Source organism: Nocardia sp. CC201C (genome assembly GCF_030010695.1).
GTDB classification, from domain to species: Bacteria; Actinomycetota; Actinomycetes; order Mycobacteriales; family Mycobacteriaceae; genus Nocardia; species Nocardia otitidiscaviarum.
Genome location: NZ_JASCXP010000111.1, coordinates 1 through 18,144, shown reverse-complemented (window position 1 = coordinate 18,144; position 18,144 = coordinate 1). Strand labels below are relative to the sequence as shown.

16 protein-coding genes and 1 pseudogene are annotated in these 18,144 nt (G+C 68.1%); 8 read left to right on the top strand and 9 right to left on the bottom strand.

From position 1 onward, the window contains the following. Window positions 1-83: 83 nt before the first annotated feature. The gene (locus QK444_RS14330; protein ID WP_282780550.1) at window positions 84-1,106 is read right to left on the bottom strand and encodes a TIGR03617 family F420-dependent LLM class oxidoreductase; all 1,023 of its coding nucleotides are present in this window, start codon (window positions 1,104-1,106) and stop codon (window positions 84-86) included. A gap of 52 nt (window positions 1,107-1,158) precedes the next feature. Continuing rightward, on the bottom strand, window positions 1,159-2,295 hold the full coding sequence (locus QK444_RS14325; RefSeq protein ID WP_282780547.1) for an epoxide hydrolase: 1,137 nt from the start codon (window positions 2,293-2,295) through the stop codon (window positions 1,159-1,161). A gap of 92 nt (window positions 2,296-2,387) precedes the next feature. Between QK444_RS14325 and QK444_RS14320 the strand changes: the two genes are divergently transcribed. Next, a complete protein-coding gene (locus QK444_RS14320; protein ID WP_282780545.1) occupies window positions 2,388-3,350 on the top strand; it encodes a YafY family protein in 963 nt (320 codons plus the stop codon). A 3-nt stretch (window positions 3,351-3,353) separates the two neighbouring features. On the opposite strand, the gene QK444_RS14315 is transcribed toward QK444_RS14320, so the two are convergent. Continuing rightward, on the bottom strand, window positions 3,354-4,196 hold the full coding sequence (locus tag QK444_RS14315; protein ID WP_282780543.1) for a hypothetical protein: 843 nt from the start codon (window positions 4,194-4,196) through the stop codon (window positions 3,354-3,356). Between the two features lie 214 nt (window positions 4,197-4,410). On the opposite strand from QK444_RS14315, the gene QK444_RS14310 reads away from it, so the two are divergent. Next, window positions 4,411-5,016: a peptidylprolyl isomerase gene (locus tag QK444_RS14310; protein WP_282780541.1), complete on the top strand. Its 606-nt coding sequence runs from the start codon at window positions 4,411-4,413 to the stop codon at window positions 5,014-5,016. A 74-nt stretch (window positions 5,017-5,090) separates the two neighbouring features. Here the strand turns inward: QK444_RS14310 and QK444_RS14305 are convergent, their stop codons facing one another. Further along, window positions 5,091-6,353, bottom strand: coding sequence for a serine hydrolase domain-containing protein (locus QK444_RS14305; protein ID WP_282780539.1), 1,263 nt, complete (start codon window positions 6,351-6,353; stop codon window positions 5,091-5,093). 28 nt (window positions 6,354-6,381) lie between these two features. On the opposite strand from QK444_RS14305, the gene QK444_RS14300 reads away from it, so the two are divergent. The 4 genes from QK444_RS14300 (at window position 6,382) to QK444_RS14285 (ending at window position 12,546) form a co-directional block, all read left to right on the top strand. Continuing rightward, window positions 6,382-8,382: a CocE/NonD family hydrolase gene (locus QK444_RS14300; RefSeq protein ID WP_282780538.1), complete on the top strand. Its 2,001-nt coding sequence runs from the start codon at window positions 6,382-6,384 to the stop codon at window positions 8,380-8,382. 136 nt (window positions 8,383-8,518) lie between these two features. Beyond that, complete coding sequence (locus tag QK444_RS14295) at window positions 8,519-10,138, top strand: AMP-binding protein (RefSeq protein WP_282780536.1); 1,620 nt, start codon at window positions 8,519-8,521, stop codon at window positions 10,136-10,138. 75 nt (window positions 10,139-10,213) lie between these two features. Further along, complete coding sequence (locus QK444_RS14290; protein WP_282780534.1) at window positions 10,214-10,906, top strand: TetR/AcrR family transcriptional regulator; 693 nt, start codon at window positions 10,214-10,216, stop codon at window positions 10,904-10,906. Window positions 10,907-11,097: 191 nt separating this feature from the next. Beyond that, window positions 11,098-12,546: an amidohydrolase family protein gene (locus QK444_RS14285; protein ID WP_282780533.1), complete on the top strand. Its 1,449-nt coding sequence runs from the start codon at window positions 11,098-11,100 to the stop codon at window positions 12,544-12,546. 300 nt (window positions 12,547-12,846) lie between these two features. Here QK444_RS14285 and QK444_RS14280 read toward each other — a convergent pair whose 3' ends face one another. The 3 genes from QK444_RS14280 to QK444_RS14270 form a co-directional block, all read right to left on the bottom strand. Further along, window positions 12,847-13,275 carry a nuclear transport factor 2 family protein gene (locus QK444_RS14280; RefSeq protein WP_282780531.1) on the bottom strand — a complete coding sequence of 143 codons (429 nt, stop codon included), beginning with the start codon at window positions 13,273-13,275 and terminating at the stop codon, window positions 12,847-12,849. A gap of 142 nt (window positions 13,276-13,417) precedes the next feature. Then, window positions 13,418-14,146 carry an ABC transporter ATP-binding protein gene (locus QK444_RS14275; RefSeq protein ID WP_282780530.1) on the bottom strand — a complete coding sequence of 243 codons (729 nt, stop codon included), beginning with the start codon at window positions 14,144-14,146 and terminating at the stop codon, window positions 13,418-13,420. A 26-nt stretch (window positions 14,147-14,172) separates the two neighbouring features. After that, window positions 14,173-15,222, bottom strand: a complete 1,050-nt coding sequence (locus QK444_RS14270) for an ABC transporter permease (RefSeq protein WP_282780528.1) — start codon at window positions 15,220-15,222, stop codon at window positions 14,173-14,175. Between the two features lie 131 nt (window positions 15,223-15,353). On the opposite strand from QK444_RS14270, the gene QK444_RS14265 reads away from it, so the two are divergent. Together QK444_RS14265 and QK444_RS14260 are read left to right on the top strand one after the other, a co-directional pair. Beyond that, window positions 15,354-16,511, top strand: a complete 1,158-nt coding sequence (locus QK444_RS14265) for a sensor histidine kinase (RefSeq protein ID WP_282780527.1) — start codon at window positions 15,354-15,356, stop codon at window positions 16,509-16,511. After that, window positions 16,508-17,140: a response regulator transcription factor gene (locus QK444_RS14260; RefSeq protein ID WP_282780525.1), complete on the top strand. Its 633-nt coding sequence runs from the start codon at window positions 16,508-16,510 to the stop codon at window positions 17,138-17,140. Before QK444_RS14265 ends, QK444_RS14260 begins: the two co-directional genes overlap by 4 nt. A 185-nt stretch (window positions 17,141-17,325) precedes the next feature. Here QK444_RS14260 and QK444_RS14255 read toward each other — a convergent pair whose 3' ends face one another. Both QK444_RS14255 and QK444_RS14250 read right to left on the bottom strand, forming a co-directional pair. Beyond that, the gene (locus tag QK444_RS14255) at window positions 17,326-17,790 is read right to left on the bottom strand and encodes a DUF3291 domain-containing protein (protein ID WP_282780523.1); all 465 of its coding nucleotides are present in this window, start codon (window positions 17,788-17,790) and stop codon (window positions 17,326-17,328) included. Window positions 17,791-17,821: 31 nt separating this feature from the next. After that, window positions 17,822-18,144 (bottom strand): annotated as a pseudogene (locus tag QK444_RS14250) (transcriptional regulator); the annotation flags it as partial.

Genomic DNA, 18,144 nt, shown 5'->3' with positions numbered 1-18,144 from the left:
TCCGGAGTCCGTGGTCGCCCCCACCGCCGTGGACGACCCGAGCCTGCTGGGGTGGTTCGCCGCCCGCAAGTGGTGACCGCGACTCAGCGAATGGCCCGGATGCGGGTCAGCAGTCGGCGGAACTCGTCGTCATCGCGAGGGTCCGATGGGACTCCGAGTGCGATGCCATGGCAGTGGCCGCGGTATCGCTCGGCGAGCAGCTCCGGCAGCTCCGCGTAGGTCGCCTGCGGAACCAGCTCCGCGACGGACTCGTCGGTGAGGATCGTCGGAAGTCGAGTCCAGTCCTTCGCGCGGGCCGCGGCGGTGAGTTCGTCCGCGACCGAGCCCAGGCCGAGCCGATCGAGGGTGCCGCGGTAGGCGGGCGTGGAGTACAGGAACGCCAGTTCGGAGCGCACCGCCTCGCGGGCTCGGGCGAGGGCCTCCCGATCGCGGCCGGTGACGACCTTGGGCACCACGACCACCCTCGGCTCATCGGCACGATCCCGGCCGCGCGCACCGGCGCGCAGGGTGGGCAGTGTCTGCTCCAGCAGCGTTCGGGGATGCGAACCCGTCGGATGCGCGACGAATCCGTCGGCCACCGCACCGGCGAGTTCGGTCATGCGCCGGTTCACCGCGCCCATCCAGATGGCGGGTGCGGGCGTGTCCAGCGGTCCGGGGTCGAAGTACGGCTGGAGCCGGGTGAAGTGGTAGTGGCTGCCGTGATGATCCAGCGGGGTGCCGTGCTGGAAGGCCGCGAAGATGGCCCGCAGCGCGGCGATGTAGTCGCCGAGTTGCGCCACCGGATCGGTCCACGGCATGGAGTAGCGGCCGACCACGTTGCCGCGCACCTGCGATGCGATGCCGAGCTGGAACCGCCCACCGGACCAGCAAGCCAGATCCCAGGCGGCACAGGCGGTCACCATGGGGCTGCGGGCGAAGGCCACGACCATGCTGGTGCGAATGGTCAGCGTGCTGCTGTGCTCGACGGCCAGCGCGCAGGCGGCGAACGGGTCGTGCACCGTCTCCGAGATGTGCACGGTGTCGAATCCGAGTTCCTCGATGCGCCGGACGGCCGCCGCCACCCGCGACAGCGGGGTGTCGGCGGGCAGCGATGTCACGACCTCCACGGTGCCGCCCGAACCTCATCGTCCATGGCGACACTGTGGCAGGTGCGTGCGGTCAGCGCATCTCGGCGAAGAAGGCGCGGATGTCGGCGGTGTGCATCTCGGGCAGTTCCATGGCCACGAAGTGGTTGCCGGTATTGCCCTCGGGCCAGTGGGTGATGAGGTTGTCGCGTTCGGCGAGGCGGCGCATGAGGGCCGAGCCGCCGCCGTAGACGCCCATCGGCACCAGTCGCTGGCCCTTCGGCCAGGCGAAGCCGTCGTCACCGAGGCCGTTGTACATGGGCCAGCTGGAGGTGGCGGCGGTGTTGGTGAACCAGTACAGGCTGATATTGGTGAGCAGGTGATCGCGTTCGACGGCCTGCTCGACATGGTCGGCCAGCGGGGCGAATTCGGTGAACTTGTGCACCAGCCACGCCAGCAGGCCGACCGGGGAATCCGTCCACGCCGCGGCGAAGGTCTCCGGGGCGTCGTGCAGCAGGACGTGGTGGTCCACACCCGTCATCCATTGCTGCATCATGTCCCACTCGGCGCGTTCCTCGGCGTTCATGGCCGGTACGTCGGCCTCGGTCGGCATGCCGACTCCGCCGTCGATGTGCACGCCGACCACGTGATCCGGTGCGGCGATGGCCATTTCTTGCACCACGTACACGCCCAGGTCGCCGCCCTGGACGCCGTAGCGGTCGTAGCCGAGCCGGTCCATGAGTTCCACCCACATCTCGGCGACCTTGCGGGGCGACATGCCGAGTTCCCGGGGCGCGTCGGAGAACGCGAAGCCGGGGACCGACGGGATCACCACGTGGAACGCCTGGGCCGGGTCGCCGCCGTACCGTTGCGGATCGGTCAGCAGGCCAATGGATTTGGTGAACTCCACGAAGGTGTTCGGCCAGCCGTGGGTCAGGATGAGCGGCAGTGCGTCCGGCTCGGGCGAGCGGACGTGCAGGAAGTGCACGTCCGAGCCGTCGATCTCGGTGATGAACTGCGGAAATTCGTTGAGCGCGGCTTCCTGTGCACGCCAGTCGAATTCGGTGCGCCAGTACTCGGCCAGCTCCTTCAGGTAGGAGACCGGCACGCCCTTGTCCCAGTCCTGCCCCGGCAGCGGCGCGGACCAGCGGGCGCGGGCCAGGCGGTCGTTCAGGTCGTCGATATCGGTCTGCGGGATGTCGATGCGGAAGGGGCGGATCTCGCGGGTCATTACCGGCTCCTGTGTCGTTCGGGCTGTCCGGTGACCAAGTTATGGGCCATATAGGACTGTTTTGGTCCTAGATAAACGGCACACTGAGAAATATGACGGACACATCGGCGCGACTGCTGCGGTTGCTCTCCCTGCTGCAAACCCCGCGTGAATGGCCGGGGAGCGAATTGGCCGAACGGCTCGGCGTCACCGATCGCACGGTGCGCCGCGATATCGAGCGGCTGCGCGAACTGGGGTATCCGGTCGAGGCCACCCTGGGCGCGGCCGGGGGATACCGCCTGGTGGCGGGAGCGGCGCTGCCGCCGCTGCTGCTGGACGACGAGGAGGCCGTGGCGATCGCGGTGGGACTGCGCGTCGCGGCGGGTACGGCCGTCACGGGTATCGAGGAGGCGTCGGTCCGCGCCCTGGCCAAGCTCGAACAGGTGCTCCCGGTCAAGCTCCGCCGCCGCGTCCGCGTACTGGCCACCGCCACCGCCGCACCGGCTCCGGTCCGCGCTCCGGTGGATCCGGACATCCTCACCGCGTTGGCCGCCGCCGTCACCAATCGCGAACGGGTCCGCTTCACCTACCGGTCGCCCGCCGGAGCCGAATCCCGCCGCCACACCGAACCCGTCGGCCTCGTATCCACCCGCCACCGCTGGTATCTGGTCTGCTACGACCTCGACCGCGACGCCTGGCGCTCCTTCCGTGTCGATCGCATCACCCGGCCGCACCCCACCGCCGCGCGTTTCACCCCACGCCCGCTACCGGCGGACAGCCCCGCCGCCTACGTGGCGGGTGAGCGAACCGACTGGGGCACACCGACATTCCATGTTCGCGCCACCATCCACGCCCCCGCCCACCGCGTCACCGGTCGCCTCGGCGACGTCCCCGGCGACATCGTCGCCCTCGACGACCGCACCTGCCGCCTCGACGCCCACCGCGACGACTCCCCGGAATGGCTGGCCCACCGCCTCCTGGACCTCGGCGTCGACTTCGACCTCCACGCTCCCCCCGAACTGGCCACCGAACTCCGCACCCTGCGCTCCCGCATCGACCGGGCCCTGCGGTCGTGACCTTCAGTCGTCGAACACCTCATCGAGGCTGCCAGCGGTTACCGCACGCGCGATCCAGGTGTTGAGCAACTCGGTGTCATCACACTCGTGGATCCGTGTGACAGCCGACTCCGGCAGCACCATCCCACGTTCGTGCAGGACAGTGAGCAATGCGCGGGCCTCTCCCTGTGCTTGGCCCCTTGCTTCTCCCTCGGAGAAGTAGCGCCGGGCGAACTCGCTCTTGTATTGGTAGGTGCCGGTAGTCATGAGAGTCTCCAGGAAGCTCCGGGCTGTCCGCGGCAGGATGGCCATCACCAGATCGACATACATTTTGCCATGGGGAACATCGAGCGCGCCCTCGACAAGTGCGGTCAGGACCGCGTCTCGCTCGGGACGGTTGCGATAGGCGATCGCCGAGAGGACGGCCAGTTCAGGGTTCGCGACCGTGGACCGGGCGTCGGTGACCGCCGGAACATTCGCCGGCCCGATAACCGTAGGTGTGAGCACGAAGGCGGGGGCCACGGTGATCGGGGTGCGGCAGCGGTGGGCGGTGTGTTCGTCAGGGCACAGCACCAGCAGGACTGTTGCGCACCGCAGCCGTGCCCGAAGCGTCGTCAGGTAGACCGGCCAACTCCAGGTCTTGTCGCCGTCCGGTCGCAGTTGCACCTCGACCACGACGGCGAGGACCGGGGTCGAGTCTTCGGTTAGCACGACGACGGTGTCGGCCCGGTACTCGGTCGGGCAGATGTCGGGGAAGTCCCCCGACTCCAGCCGGGCGTTGTCGAACCTTGGTAGTTGCTGGTCTCCAGCGAGAGTGAGCAGTTCGACCGCCAGTTGAGGGCGCTGGCGGAACAGATCGATCACCACCTCGTGTCAGACGCTGGGCATGGACGCAGGCTAGCGCGTCGAACACGATACGGAGTGGGTTGCGAGGCAATGGCTTTCATCAGTTTGGCAGACGGCTTTCGAAATACCCTTTCCGTCGTATTCGGTGCGAGAATCGCCAACCCCTGTGCGGTTCGGACCCGGTGCTGCCCGGCATATGGCATGCTGCCGTCCGATCCGAACAGGAAGAAGGTCGATGACTCCGCTGTCTCGCAGGTCCGCTCTCGCATCCGCCGCCGCCGCCGTGGGAGCCGTGGCGTTCGGCGCTCGAACCGCCGCCGCGCACGGCCACAATCCGCACGTATTCTTCGACATCACCATCGGCGAGCAGCCGGTGGGCCGACTCGTCATGGAGTTGTTCGCGGATGCGGTGCCGCGGACCGCCGAGAATTTCCGGGCACTGTGCACGGGAGAGAAGGGGACCAGTTCGAGCGGGGCGGTGCTGCACTACAAGGGCAGCGCGTTCCATCGGGTGATTCCCGGATTCATGGCGCAGGGCGGCGATTTCACCGCCGGTGACGGCACCGGCGGCGAGAGCATCTACGGCGGCAAGTTCGCCGACGAGAACTTCACCCGCACCCACACCGGCCCCGGTGTTCTCTCCATGGCCAACTCCGGCCCCGACACCAACGGCTCCCAGTTCTTCCTCACCTTCGCCGAAACCCCCTGGCTGGACGGCCGCCACGTAGTCTTCGGCCAGATCACCGAGGGCCTCCCCCTCCTCGACGCCATAGCCCGCTCCGGCACCGACTCCGGCGCCACCACCGCCCCCATCCGCATCGCCGACTCCGGCCAACTCTGACTGGTTGATCGATCACGGGGAACCGGTGGCGGCATCGGCCGAGAAGCCTCCGCCACCAGTTCCCCGTCGCAGAGTTATCCAACAGGGGGAGTGGCGCTGTCCAGGCAGTCGTAGACCGCCTCGACCAGCGGCGTCGAGCGGTTGTCGGGAATGGACCACTCCTGGAGACTTCGCAGATACCCCAGAGCGAGGCTGCGGTCTGGGTCGGCGAAGGCCAGCGTTCCGTTGGCGCCTGCATGTCCGAAGGCGTGCCCGGTGCCGAAATCGGGCATGAAGATCCCGCCGGGCACATGGAAACCCAGCCCCCACGCGGTATCGGCCCGCAGCACCTGATCCGGTCCGCTCGCGTAGCGGCGGGCCACCTCGGCGGTCAGCTCCGGGCCGATCAGCCGAACTCCGTCGACCTCCCCAATCAGGGCCGCCATCAACCGCGCCAGCGAATGGGCGCCCGCGATGCCGGTGACCGAGGGCACCTCGGCCGCGTGGTGCCGCCGACTGTTCATGTCCTCGCCGATCTCGATCGGCCCCATGGTGCGGGCGCCGATGGACCTGGTCAGGAATGGCTCGATCGACCGCTTGTCCGGGTCGGCGTACGCCGCGAGGAACCACGGTGACGCCCACAGCTCGGCCATTTCGGCCAGGAACGCGTCGTAGCGTTCGTCGCCGGTCGACGCCGCCACCGTGGCCTCCGGGCTGATATCGGCTCGCTCGACGGCCACGACCCTCGACTCCTCCGCCTCCGGCAGCCCGATCCACACCTCCAGACCACCCAGCGCCGGACTGATTCGCTCCCGCAGGAAGGCACCGGGCGTCAATCCGCTGATGCGCCGGACCACCTCTCCGACGAGGTAACCCATGGTCACCCCGTGGTATCCGTGCGCGGTGCCCGGTGTCCACAGCGGCGTCTGCTCCTGCAGCGCCTCCACCATCGGCGTCCAGCTCTCCAGATCCGCCATGGTGATCCACCGATCGACCGCAGGCAGTCCGGCCTGATGGGTGAACAGCAAGCGCACCGGAAGGTCCTCCTTGCCGGCCGCCGCGAATTCCGGCCAGTACTTCGCCACCGGCGCGTCGAGGTCCAGTTCTCCGCTATCGACGAGCATGAGACCGCAGATCGCAGTGAGCCCCTTGCTCACCGAGTCGATGGGCGCCAGCGTATCGATCGTCCATGGCCGTTGCCGCGCCCTGTCGGCCAGCCCACCCCAGAGATCCACGACGGACCGGCCCTCGTGGTAGACGCACAACGCAGCGCCCATCTCACCGCGCTTGTCGAAGTTCTCCTCGAACGCGGCGCGGACGCGCTCGAAGCGCGGCTCGACAGTTCCTTCGATCGCCATCAGGCACCATCCCAATCGGTATGAATGAATGTTCGTAAACCTACGACCACGGCACCGGCGTCGAGGCTTTGCGCGCCCAGGGTTCCGACATCGTGAACTCGAGCCTAGTATATGGTCATTCATTTACCCTTGGAAGGGGCAGCCATGCCGCATCCCCTTGCGAGTGTCAGCGGAGGTGGCGATCGTCGGTGCAGGGGTTTCCGGGCTCGTCGCGGCGAACCGCCTCCTGGAGTGGTGGGTGGGTGCGCGGATGAGTCGAACCACGAGGAACAGGAAAGAGAGTGGGCAGATGGAGACGACATTCGGTACCCGGCCCGGCATGATCGTCGACCGCGACGTGGAGATGCCCATGCGCGATGGTGTCATCCTGCGCGGCGACGTCTGGCGCGCGGCGGATCGATCGCCCCGGCCGGTGCTGTTGCGACGGCTGCCGTACAACAAGGCCGCCGCGATGCCGAACAGCGACTGGTTCCGGACCACCGACGCGGTCCACACGGGGTACACCGTCGTCGTCCAGGACACGCGGGGCCGCTACGCCTCCGACGGCGTCTGGACGCCGATCATGTGGGAGCAGGAGGGCCGCGACACCTACGACACGGTCGAATGGATCGCCGCGCAGCAGTGGTGTGACGGGAACGTCGGCATGATCGGCGGCTCGTACCTCGGCATTGTCCAGTGGATGGGCGCGGCCCTGCATCCGCCACACCTGAGGGCGATCGCGCCGGCCATCGCGGCGGGTGGCGAGCTGCAACGCCGCGCCGACGGCGGTGCGGTGCCACTGGTCCAATTGGTGTCCTGGCTGGCCTACATGACGCTGGAATCGCTGACGACTCGACAGTCTCGCGGTGAGGAGATCGATCCGGAGCTGCTGGTCGCTGTCGGCGCGATCGTCACCGATCCGGACCTCGCAACCCATCACCTGCCACTGTCGGAGATGCCGGGCCTGTCCTCAGGTGCCGTGGTCGATCTCGGCGATGCCCTGGCCGGCCGGTTCTCCACGACAGCGCAGATCGCGTTCGACTCCATCGCCGTACCGAGCCTGTCGCTGGCAGGCTGGTTCGACATCTACTGCGACGCCGGTGTCCGTGGATACGTCCAACTGACCGGAGCCGACACGGCATGCGCCACCGAACACCGGATGATCGTCGGGCCATGGGCGCACGGGCAGAACGCCCCGGCCGAACAGGGCGATATGAACTTCGGAGTGCTGGCCGAAGGGGCCGCCGGGCTGACGGCGAAGCAGTTGGCCTTCTTCGACCGGCACTTGCGGGGCGTCGAGACGGACCTGCCCCCGGTGGAGTACTTCCTAATGGGCGCGAACGAATGGCGCACCGCTCGGCAATGGCCACCATCCGGGGTGAAAACCCGGGAGTTCGTGCTCACCAGTGACGGCGATGCCCGTACCGCGGGAGGCAACGGCCGGCTGGTGGACAATGCGCCCGGTCGAAACCGGTACGACGCATACGTCTACGACCCGCAGCACCCGGTACCCACTCACGGTGGCCGGGTGGTGCTGGGCAATGAGGTCACCGGACCACGGGATGTGTCGTTCCTGGAACGCCGACCGGACCTGCTCTGCTACACCTCAGCCCCGTTGGATCAGGAGCTCGATGTGGTCGGGCCGGTGCTGCTGGAGCTGACGGTCTCTTCGTCGGCGACCGACACCGACTTCGTCGCACGGCTCAGCGAGGTGTACCCGGACGGTCGGTCGATCGCCGTGGTCGACGGCATCACCCGGGCTCGCTACCGCGACGGTCTGGACCGCGAGGTACCTCTGGAGCCCGGCACGCCGACCCGGCTGCGGATCGACTGCGGAGAGACGGCCTGGCGCTTCCGACCGGGCAATCAACTGCGACTGACCGTGACCAGCAGTAACTTCCCGCGCTTCGACCGGAACTTGAACACCGGCAACACCATCGGCGCCGACGCCGTCGGAAAGATCGCCGACCAGCGCGTCTACCACGGGCCGGACGGGCAGTCCGTGCTCGCGTTGTCCGTCCTTCCCGCCGATCACGGAGCGCCCGAGTGAACCATCGCAGCCGCTGTGCGCTCGTCCGGCCCGAAACCGGCACCGGGATACCATCGAGAGGTGCGGCCCTGGCAGTGTGGTCGGCCGAATGTGCGCGCTCGACGCCGCGGCGCGGCGTCGCGGAGCGGAAGAAACCATGACACAGCACGACATTCCCGCAGCGGCCGAGTGCGTCCTGCCCGCCCTGCTCACCAAGGGCGCGGCGCAGCATCCGGACCGGATATTCGCCGTCTTCGACGACAGCGACGAGCCGAGCTGGACGTACCGCCACGCGCTGGAACAGGCCCAGCGGGCCGCCGCCGGGCTACGGCAGCTGGGCGTCGAGCAGGACGACCCGATTCTGGTATGGCTGCCGAACGGGCCCGACGTGCTGGCGATCTGGTTCGGGATCAACCTTATCGGCGCCGTCTACGTGCCGGTCAACCTGGCTTACAAAGGAAAGCTGCTGGCTCACGTGGTCGCTAATACGGGAGCACAGGTCGCCGTGGTCCACCCGGATCTGGTGGACAGGCTCAGGGCCGTCGACCCGGCCGGGCTGAAGACCGTCGTCGTGCTCGGCGATCTACCGGCCGAACCATCCGAACCGGCGGCCTGGGCGGTCGTCGGAGCGGCGGTGATGGATGCCGACCCGACCGGGTTCACCGGGCCGCGGCGGCTGGTCGAGCCGTGGGATATCCAGACGATCATGTACACATCCGGGACCACCGGACCGTCCAAGGGGGTGCGGTGCCCGCACCTGCACGCCCATACGACGGCCATGGCGGTGATGCGCGGCCACCTCGGCGCAACGGACAGGTACCTGATCAACACCCCGTTCTTTCACGGCGCCGCAACCCTCGCGGTCAACGGGGCACTCGCGCTGGGCGCCTCGATCGCGATCAGCCGCGGCTTCGCCACACAACAGTTCTGGGATGTCGTACGCCGGACCGAATCCACCGCGTGCACATTGCTGGGAGCGCCCATATCCTTCCTGTCCAAACGGCCGCCGAGCCCCGGCGACGCCGACAATCCGCTGCGGTTCGCGCTGACCGTGCCCCTCACGGCGGATGCCATCGCCTTCGCCGAGCGCTTCGACGTCCGGGTGCTGACCGTCTTCAATATGACCGAGACGTCCAATCCGATCGTCTCCGCACCGAATCCGACGGCGATCGGCTCGTGTGGCAAGCCGCGCCCCGGTGTCGAGGTGCGTCTGGTGGATGGGCACGACCGGGAAATCGGAGTCGGCGAGGTGGGCGAGCTGATCGTCCGGGCCGACCTGCCATGGACCATGAACGCCGGCTACCACCGGATGCCGGACGCGACCGCCGAAGTCTGGCGCAACGGCTGGTTCCACACCGGCGACCTGTTTCGCCGGGACAGTGAGAACAACTTCTACTTCGTAGACCGTGCCAAGGACGCCATTCGGCGGCGCGGGGAGAACATCTCCTCCTTCGAGGTGGAGGCCGAACTGCTCGCGCATCCCGCCGTCCAGGAGGCCGCCGCGGTCGGGGTGGTGAGCGAGCACAGTGAGGAAGAGGTTCTCGTCGTGCTCGCCCTGGCCGACGGCCACCAGTTGATTCCGGCGGACCTGATCGAGTATCTGCGTCCGCGCATGGCGCACTTCATGATCCCCAGATACGTCCGATTCCTGGCCGAGCTGCCCAAGACGCCGACCGGGAAGGTCGAGAAATACGCGCTGCGCGCGGCCGGGATAACCCCCGATACCTGGGACCGCGACGCCGCCGGAATCACCGTCCGTCGCGACCGCATCGACTGAAGGCCGAACCAGCGACAACAAATGGCCGCCGACCGCCGGGCCGCCTCGGCGAACGCCGCAACTCTAGGATGATGTGTGAACGGACATTCAGCCCATCATGTGGTGGTGGAAGTGACAGGAGACGAGTCAGTGGTTGAAAAGACGACCGCCACGGCGAACGTCCAGTCCGACAGCCCGGTCAAGCGCCGGATCGAGGCCGTGGCCCTGGAACGCTTTGCCGCCCAAGGCTACCGGGGCACGTCGGTCAAAGACATCATGGTGGCATGCGGCCTGACACCCGGCGCGATGTACAACCATTTCACCTCCAAAGACGAACTGCTGTTCTCCATCCTGGCTCGATTCGGCAACCAACTCACAGCCCTGATCCGCACCGCCGAGGCCGCAGCCGACCCGGACGACCCCGCCGACCGCCTGTTCAAACTCATCGAGACCATGGCCCGCTTCGCACTGCTCAACCCGCAGGCGACCAAAGTCGCCAACATCGACTACGTCGAACTGAGCGAGGACTACCTCCGGCGCGAAATCGAATTCCGGCGTGCCAACCGGCGCAGGATCGAGAACATCATCGAAGCCGGGATAGCCAACGATCAGTTCGCGGTGCCCGACTACGACGGCGCCAACGAGGTGAAACTCGTGGCGACCGCGATGGCAAACGTTGCAATTCGGCTCTCCGAAATCGCCGGACCACACCCCGGCAACGATATCGACGGACTCGCCCGGTTCCACGCCCAGTTAGCGCTGCACATGGTCACCCGCACCTCTGGCTGACCAGGTCAAACAGTCTTCATCGCAGCCGGGTCCACCGTTCACAAGCCCTCGACCAGCAGAAGGGGCCAACCCATGTTTCATCGTGTCGGAGAATCAACAACGAGAGCCGGATGTCTGAGGTCTTCCGGCGAGTGAGGGTGGTGTAGGTCGTGGATGGTTGGAGCAGAGGGGAGTTTCTGAGGCTGCTGGGCATGGGTGCGGTAGGCGCGGCGGTGGGCAGTGTCATGGGAGGGGGCCGGGCGCACGCTGATGACGGGGCGCCGGTGCGGGTGCTTTCCGGGGCCACGCTGATCGAGGGCACGGATGCTGCCCCGCTACCTGGGGCAGCGATCGTGCTGGCGGGTGATCGGATCCTGGCTGTCGGGCGACAAGCCGATATTCCGCTGCCGCCCGGGGTGCCGGTGGTGGATCTGGCGGGCAAGTTCGTCATCCCCGGCCTGTGGGATATGCATGTGCACCAGACGGAGACGGAACGGATCTTCCCGCCACTGCATGTAGTCCACGGTGTGACCGGGATTCGCGAAATGTGGGGTACACCGCGCACCCGCGACCTGCGGCGGCGGATCGAGCTGGGACAAGCATTCGGGCCACGAATGGTGGTGGCCAGCAACATCATCGACGGGCCGCCCGGGATCTGGCCGCAGTCGCAGGTGGTGGCCACCGAGGCGGACGGGCGGGCCGCGGTGCGGCAGGCACAGCGCGACGGCGCCGATTTCGTGAAGGTCTATTCGCTACTCAGCCGAGAAACCTATCTGGCCGTCGCCGACGAGTCGCACCGAGCCGGATTGCGGTTCGCGGGGCACTTGCCCACTCAGGTGGCGGTCGGCGAGGCGGTCGACATGGGACAGCACACCCTCGAGCACATGATCGGCATGCTCGTCGCGACCTCGTCGCGCGCGGCCGAACTGCACGCCGAACTCCGCGCCATGGACCCGTCCACCTTGAACGTCGGGACCTTCGCGCCCCTACTCGAACAGACCGCGGCACAGACCTTCAGCCCGGACATCGCTGAGGCGCTTGCCGATCGAATGATCCGGCGGGGCACTTGGCTGTCTCCGACGCTGGTGGTGATGCAGCGGTTCCTGTCCGGTGGACCGCCCGGCGACCCGAGCGACGACCGTCTGCGCTATATGCCGCCGTCGTTCAAGACGTGGTGGCAGAACCTCGGCGCGCAGAGCGAGCCGGCGCCGATCCGCGCCGCCATGCAGGCCAATCACCGGGCGCGCGTACGGGTGCTCGGGGCGATGCACGCCGCGGGCGTCGGCATCGTGGCCGGTACGGATTGCGCCAATCCCTTCGTATTCCCGGGCTTCGCCCTGCACGAGGAGCTGGAGTTGCTGGTACAGGCGGGGCTTCCGCCTTTGCGAGCACTGCAGGCCGCAACCCGCGACGCCGCCCGCTGCCTCGGCATGGAACACCTCACGGGCACGGTCGAACCCGGGAAATTCGCGGATCTGGTCGTCCTGGACGCCGATCCACTGGCGGCGATCACCAACACGACCCGCATCCACGCCGTCGTCAGCCGGGGACGGTACCTCGGCCCCGAGGACCGAACCCGGATTCTTCGCGACGTCGAAGCCGCGGCCGCCGCAGACACAACCGGCACGCCGGTCGGCGGATTCCACGCCTGCTGTGGCTGAGCACTGCACGAGTTCCGTCTCGGTCGCCAGGCGCGACTACGGCCGGTCGTTGTGTGCCCGCACGATCACGGTGGCTCCACGCCGCGCTTCGGGTTCCGGCGGCACGCTCCACGCTGTGGTGGTGCCGAGGGGTCCTGCGTGATCGTCGAGGATGTCTCCGGGTCGATGCGACGCCGGTGATCGGCGGTGCGGATCAGATCGTCGCGGACGAGGTCGAGCAATTGGGCCACGTCATGGAGGCGGGCTCCGGCGGGGGATCGAGCCGACCCTCGCCTGGGTGACAGGCGTTGCCAAACCGTTCTATGCCGGCTGTTCGCCGAAGACCATACGGTGGCCCGCGGCGGTGTCCATATATTCGCGGACCCGGTGGATCTGCCCGTCCTTCAGCTCGAAGACGAAGCAGTAGTCCAGGCGGTAGGCATTGCCGTTGGACAGGGTCGCGCTCATGGTTTCCTCGACGATGACGTGGTCGCCCTCGGCGTAGAACCCGCGGAAGTCGATCGAGACGTTCTCGGCGAAGAGCTTGGGGAAGTCGTGCGCGAGGAAGTTCGAGATGGCCGCCCGCCCGATGATGTGACTCGGTCCGTTGAAGAATGTTGCGGTGGCGTTTCCGCTGGGCGCCAGCCATTGCGCATCCTCGGTGAAGCAGGCGGCGATGGTGTCGTAGTCGTGTGTGGCGAAGGCCTGCCAGGCCTGTTGGACGACGGTCTTGGGGTGCGGTGCGGTCACCGGGTCCACGTTGCCGGAAATCGGACAGCGATGCTGGCGGAAAATAGACGACATCATCCGACTCGGCGGTGACCCCCGCGAGGCGGGAGGACCGGTGGCGGCATCGGTCGAGTGGGGTCCGCCACCGGTTCACCGTCGGTGCTCAGGCCGCCAGGTGGGCGGGGCGGGCAGGGGTGAGGCGGCCGTCGAGCATGGTGTGGACGGTGGTCATGTGGTGCAGGTGGGTGGGGTCGTGGGTGACGAGGAGGGTGGCGGGGTGGTGGGTGTGGGCCACCTCGATGATGAGGTCGATGACGGCCGCGCCGCGTTCCTGGTCGAGGGCGCTGGTGGGTTCGTCGACTACCAGCAGCGCCGGGTCGTTCATGAGGGCGCGGGCGATGTTCACGCGCTGGCGCTGACCGCCGGAGAGTTGGGCGGGGCGCTTGTGGGCGTGGTCGGCGAGGCCGACGGCGGCGAGGAGGTCGCGGGCGCGGGTGCGGGTGGCCCGGCGGCGGGCGGGCGAGACCAGCAGGCGCTGGCCCAGATGGGTCATGGCCTCCAGCTGTTCCAGGGCGGTGAGCGCGGGGATGAGGTTGGGCTGCTGGAAGACGATGCCGATCTGTCCACGCCGCAGGGCCGCGGCCTCGCGGCGGCCGAGCCGGGCGAGGTCGGTCGCGCCGGATCCGGTGTCGAGCACGACGTGGCCGGAGTCCGGGCGGATGAGCGTGGACACCACGGCCAACAGGCTGGACTTGCCGGAGCCGGACGGGCCGGTGATGGCCGCGATCTCGCCGCCGCGCACGGTCAGCGCGACCCGGTCCAGCGCGGTGATGCGGTCGGACCCGTCGGGGTAGGTGAGGGTCAGATCGGTGACGGTGAGTGCGGTGGGCATCGAGAACTCCTGTGCGGCAGCCATTGTCAGCGGGACTGGTTGAGTGCGGTGAGCGGATCGGTGGTGACGAGGAAGCGCAGGGCGAAGGCCGCGCCGAGCAGACCGAGGACGATCAGGACGACCGCGGGGAACAGCGTCGTGGATACGCTGAGCACGAAAGGCAGTGCGTCGCCGAGGAACAGGCTCGCCACCGCCGTGCCGCCGACCCCGAGCCCCACGCCGATGAGCAACACCGCCAAAGCCTGCCCGAGCGCGTCCCGCACCAGCGAACCGGTGGTCGCGCCCAGGGCTTTCAGCGTCGCGATGTCGCCGGTGCGCTGAATCGTCCACACTGTGAAGAACGCGCCGATCACCAGTGCGGAGATGGCGAAGAGCATGACCGTCATGAGAGTGAGCGAACCGTTCTCGGCCTCATACGAACTCATCGCCGACAGCGAATCCGCGGTGGAGGTGGTGATGGTGTGCGCGGCGGCGTCGGCGGCCGCGAGGTCGGAGACCCCCGACACCGCGAGGATGGTGGCCGCACCGGATCCGGGACTCAGCGCCTGCCAGTCCGACAGCGTCATCCACACCACCGGCGTGTGCGCGTACCAATCGTCGCCGGTCACACCCCGAACGGTGAACACGCCCGACCCGAGTTCGACCGTGTCCCCGGCGTTCGCGTGCAGCCGCCCGGCCGCCGCGCTGCTGAGCACCACCTCGCCCGACGTGGTTGCCACTCGATTGCCGAACGGGGTGCCGTCGACCCCGAACACCGCCACCTGGGTCGGCGGCGCGCCCGCGGCGGTGGCGCGAGTGCGGCTGATGCCGATCGGATCCACCGTGCCGCCGGTGCGCTGCCACGCGTCCACCTGCTCGGCGGTCAGCGTCGAGGTGTCGAACGACGCTTCGCCGCCGGTGTCGGCGAACACCACGGCATCGGCCCGCAGCGACTGCACGGCGGAGATATTCTGGTGCGCCAGGCCGGAGGTGAGGCCGCTGAGGAAACTCACGAGCAGCGCCACCATGGTGACCACCAGGGTGATGAGCAGGAAGCGGCCGCGGGCGGCGCGCAGATCTCGGAGCGCGACGAACATGCCTCCACTCTGTCGCCGATCCGGGTCCGGGCCATCGCGCCGCGGAACGAAACGCCGACCAGCGAACGGTGGGGCGGTGTTTCCAACTTTCGATGGATGCCGCCCCGATAGCCGGGCATAAGCTGTCTGGCGTGCACCGATCGCCCCTGACCCCCGTCTTCGCCGCCTTGCAGCTCGGCCTGCACGCCCTGGTGGTGACCCTGACGGTCTTCGTGGCGGCGCGCAATCTGGTGTCGAACTCCCATCCCGTCGCGGTGGTGGTGATCGCGGGCGCATTCCTGGGCGTCTACTTCGCGGGGGCGCTGTTCAAGAGTCGTCCGACGGCGGCGCGGGTCTGGCTGCTGGCGATCACGGCGCTCTGGCTCGGTCTGGTCATGCTCGCCCCGGACGCGGTGTACCTGGTCTTCGGCCTGTTCTTCCTCTACCTGCACCTGTTGCCGCGCTACTGGGGTCTGCTGGCGGTGGTGGCGGCCACCGCGCTGTCGGTGTTCGGATTCGCCATGCATCGGGGTTGGTCGGTGGGGGCCGTGGTCGGGCCGATCCTGGGTGCGGTGGTGGCGGTGGCCATCGGACTCGGGTACTCCGCCCTGTACCGCGAGGCCGCCGAACGGCAGCGCCTCATCGACGAATTGCTGGCCACCCGTGAGACTCTCGCCGAACGCGAACGCACCGCGGGGAAGCTGGCCGAGCGTGAGCGTCTGGCCCAGGAGATCCACGACACGGTGGCCCAGGGCCTCAGCAGTATTCAACTGCTGCTGCATGCCGCCGAACGGGCTACCCCCGATCATCCCGCGCTGCAACAGATTCGGCTGGCCCGCGAGACCGCCGCCGACAGCCTCGTCGAAACCCGCCAGCTCATCGCGGAACTCACGCCCGCCGCGCTGGAGGGGCAGTCCCTGACCCAGGCGCTGGAACGCATCGCCCAGCGCGCGGCCACCCCGGGCCTGGAGACCGAGATGCTGGTGGAGGGCACCCCGCACGGACTGCCCATGCCCATGGAGGCCGCCCTGGTGCGCATCGCCCAGGGCGCGGTCTCGAATGTGGTGCGGCACGCGGAGGCCGAGCGTATGCGCATCACCCTGACCTACGCCGACGACGCCGTGCACCTGGATGTGGTGGACGACGGCGTCGGAATACCGGCGTCCGTGCTGGCCCACCCGCCGTCCGGCAGCTTCGGTCTCACCGCCATGCGCAGCCGGGTGGAGCAGCAGGGCGGCACCATGGAGGTGGAATCCGAACCCGGGCACACCGCCGTCACGATCACCTTCCCCCTGGAGGATCAGCAATGATCAGGATCCTGCTGGCCGACGACCACGCCATCGTCCGGGCGGGTCTGCGCGCCCTGCTGGATTCCGGTGCGGCGCAGGTCGATTACGATATCGAGGTGGTCGGCGAGGTGACGACGGCGGATGAGGCGGTCGCTTTCTGCGCCACCACCCCGGTGGATCTGGTGCTGATGGACCTGCGTTTCGGGCCGGGCAAGTCGGGGGCCGATGCCACGGCGGCGGTGCGCGCCCTGCCGAATCCACCCAGTGTGCTGGTGGTGACCAACTACGACACCGATGCCGACATTCTCGGCGCGATCGAGGCGGGGGCGGTCGGCTACATCCTGAAGGACACGCCGCCGTCCGAACTGCTGGCCGCCGTGCGGTCCGCCGCGGCGGGCGAGAGCGTACTGTCGCCGTCGGTCGCCTCGAAGCTCATGACCCGGGTCCGCAAACCCGATACCACCTTGAGCCCCAGGGAAATCGAGGTGCTGCGCCTGGTCGCGGACGGCCTGTCCAACCGTGACATCGGTCGGCGGCTGTTCCTCAGCGAGACCACTGTCAAATCCCACCTGGTGCACATCTACGCCAAGCTCGGCGTGAAGTCGCGCACCTCGGCGGTGGCGCGGGCGCGTGAGTACGGCGCGATCTGATCACCGGGTGAACTGCTGGGTTCCGGTGACCCGCGCCAGTTCCAGTGCCGTCGCCTCGGGTGTGCCCGCCGCGGCCGAGTCAACGACCACCGTCTGATCGGCGGCCCGGTGCCGTTCAACACTTCTCCGGAGACCATCATCGGAAACCCCCATCGACGCGCTGCGGCGCCGGGTGGCGTGAGCGCTCAGGCCGGTACCTGTGCGTCCGCGGCGGAGTAGTTCTCGCGCAGCGAGAACGCTTGGGGTGAAGGACCGTTGGAGCGCAGCATGGTCAGGCGTTCGACGGCTTCCTCGAGCGTCGGGGTGTGTCCGGCCGGAATCCACCACAGCACGATCATGTCCTGGCGCGGGCGCTTGAACCACTCGCCGCGCCTGCGCAGGAACTCCAGGTGCTCGCTGCGATAGACATAGTCCCACAATGCTTCCCGGCTCTCCCAGACCGACAGGTTGACGATCACGTCATCGCCGAACGGCCGCATGGTGGTGGCGTCCTTGCCGGAATCGTCCACGAGCCGCCAGACGAAGCCGGGGGAACTCTCAGCCAGCGCGTTGATGGGCTCGAGGTTCGAGGTGAATTCCACCATGCGCGGATCGTCGAGGGGGTGCTGGAGGATGGCCAGGTTGAGCTGGGCGAGGTGATGGCCGGTCATGGGCTCAGCTCACCACGGCCTCGGCTCTATGTCAATCTTCATTTGTTTTAGAAGACTCGACGGCGACACAACACAGTCCGGGCCGCGGGTCGATGCGCACCCGAACCCGATCGGAATCTCCGAGGCAGCCCTCGAGCAGGGCGAGATTCATCCCGCAGACCAGTGGCGGATACGCCTCGGCCAGGGCGTGAAAGGGGCAGTTGCGCATGCGCAGCACACCGTCCGCGTCGAACGGTTCGTACCCCCGTGCGGCCAGGACCGCCGCGGCCGTCTCGAGATCGCGCACCGGCTCGCGACCACCCCGCAGCGCCGCACCCCGCCTGCGGGCCGCCGCCGCCAATTCGACATCGAGCC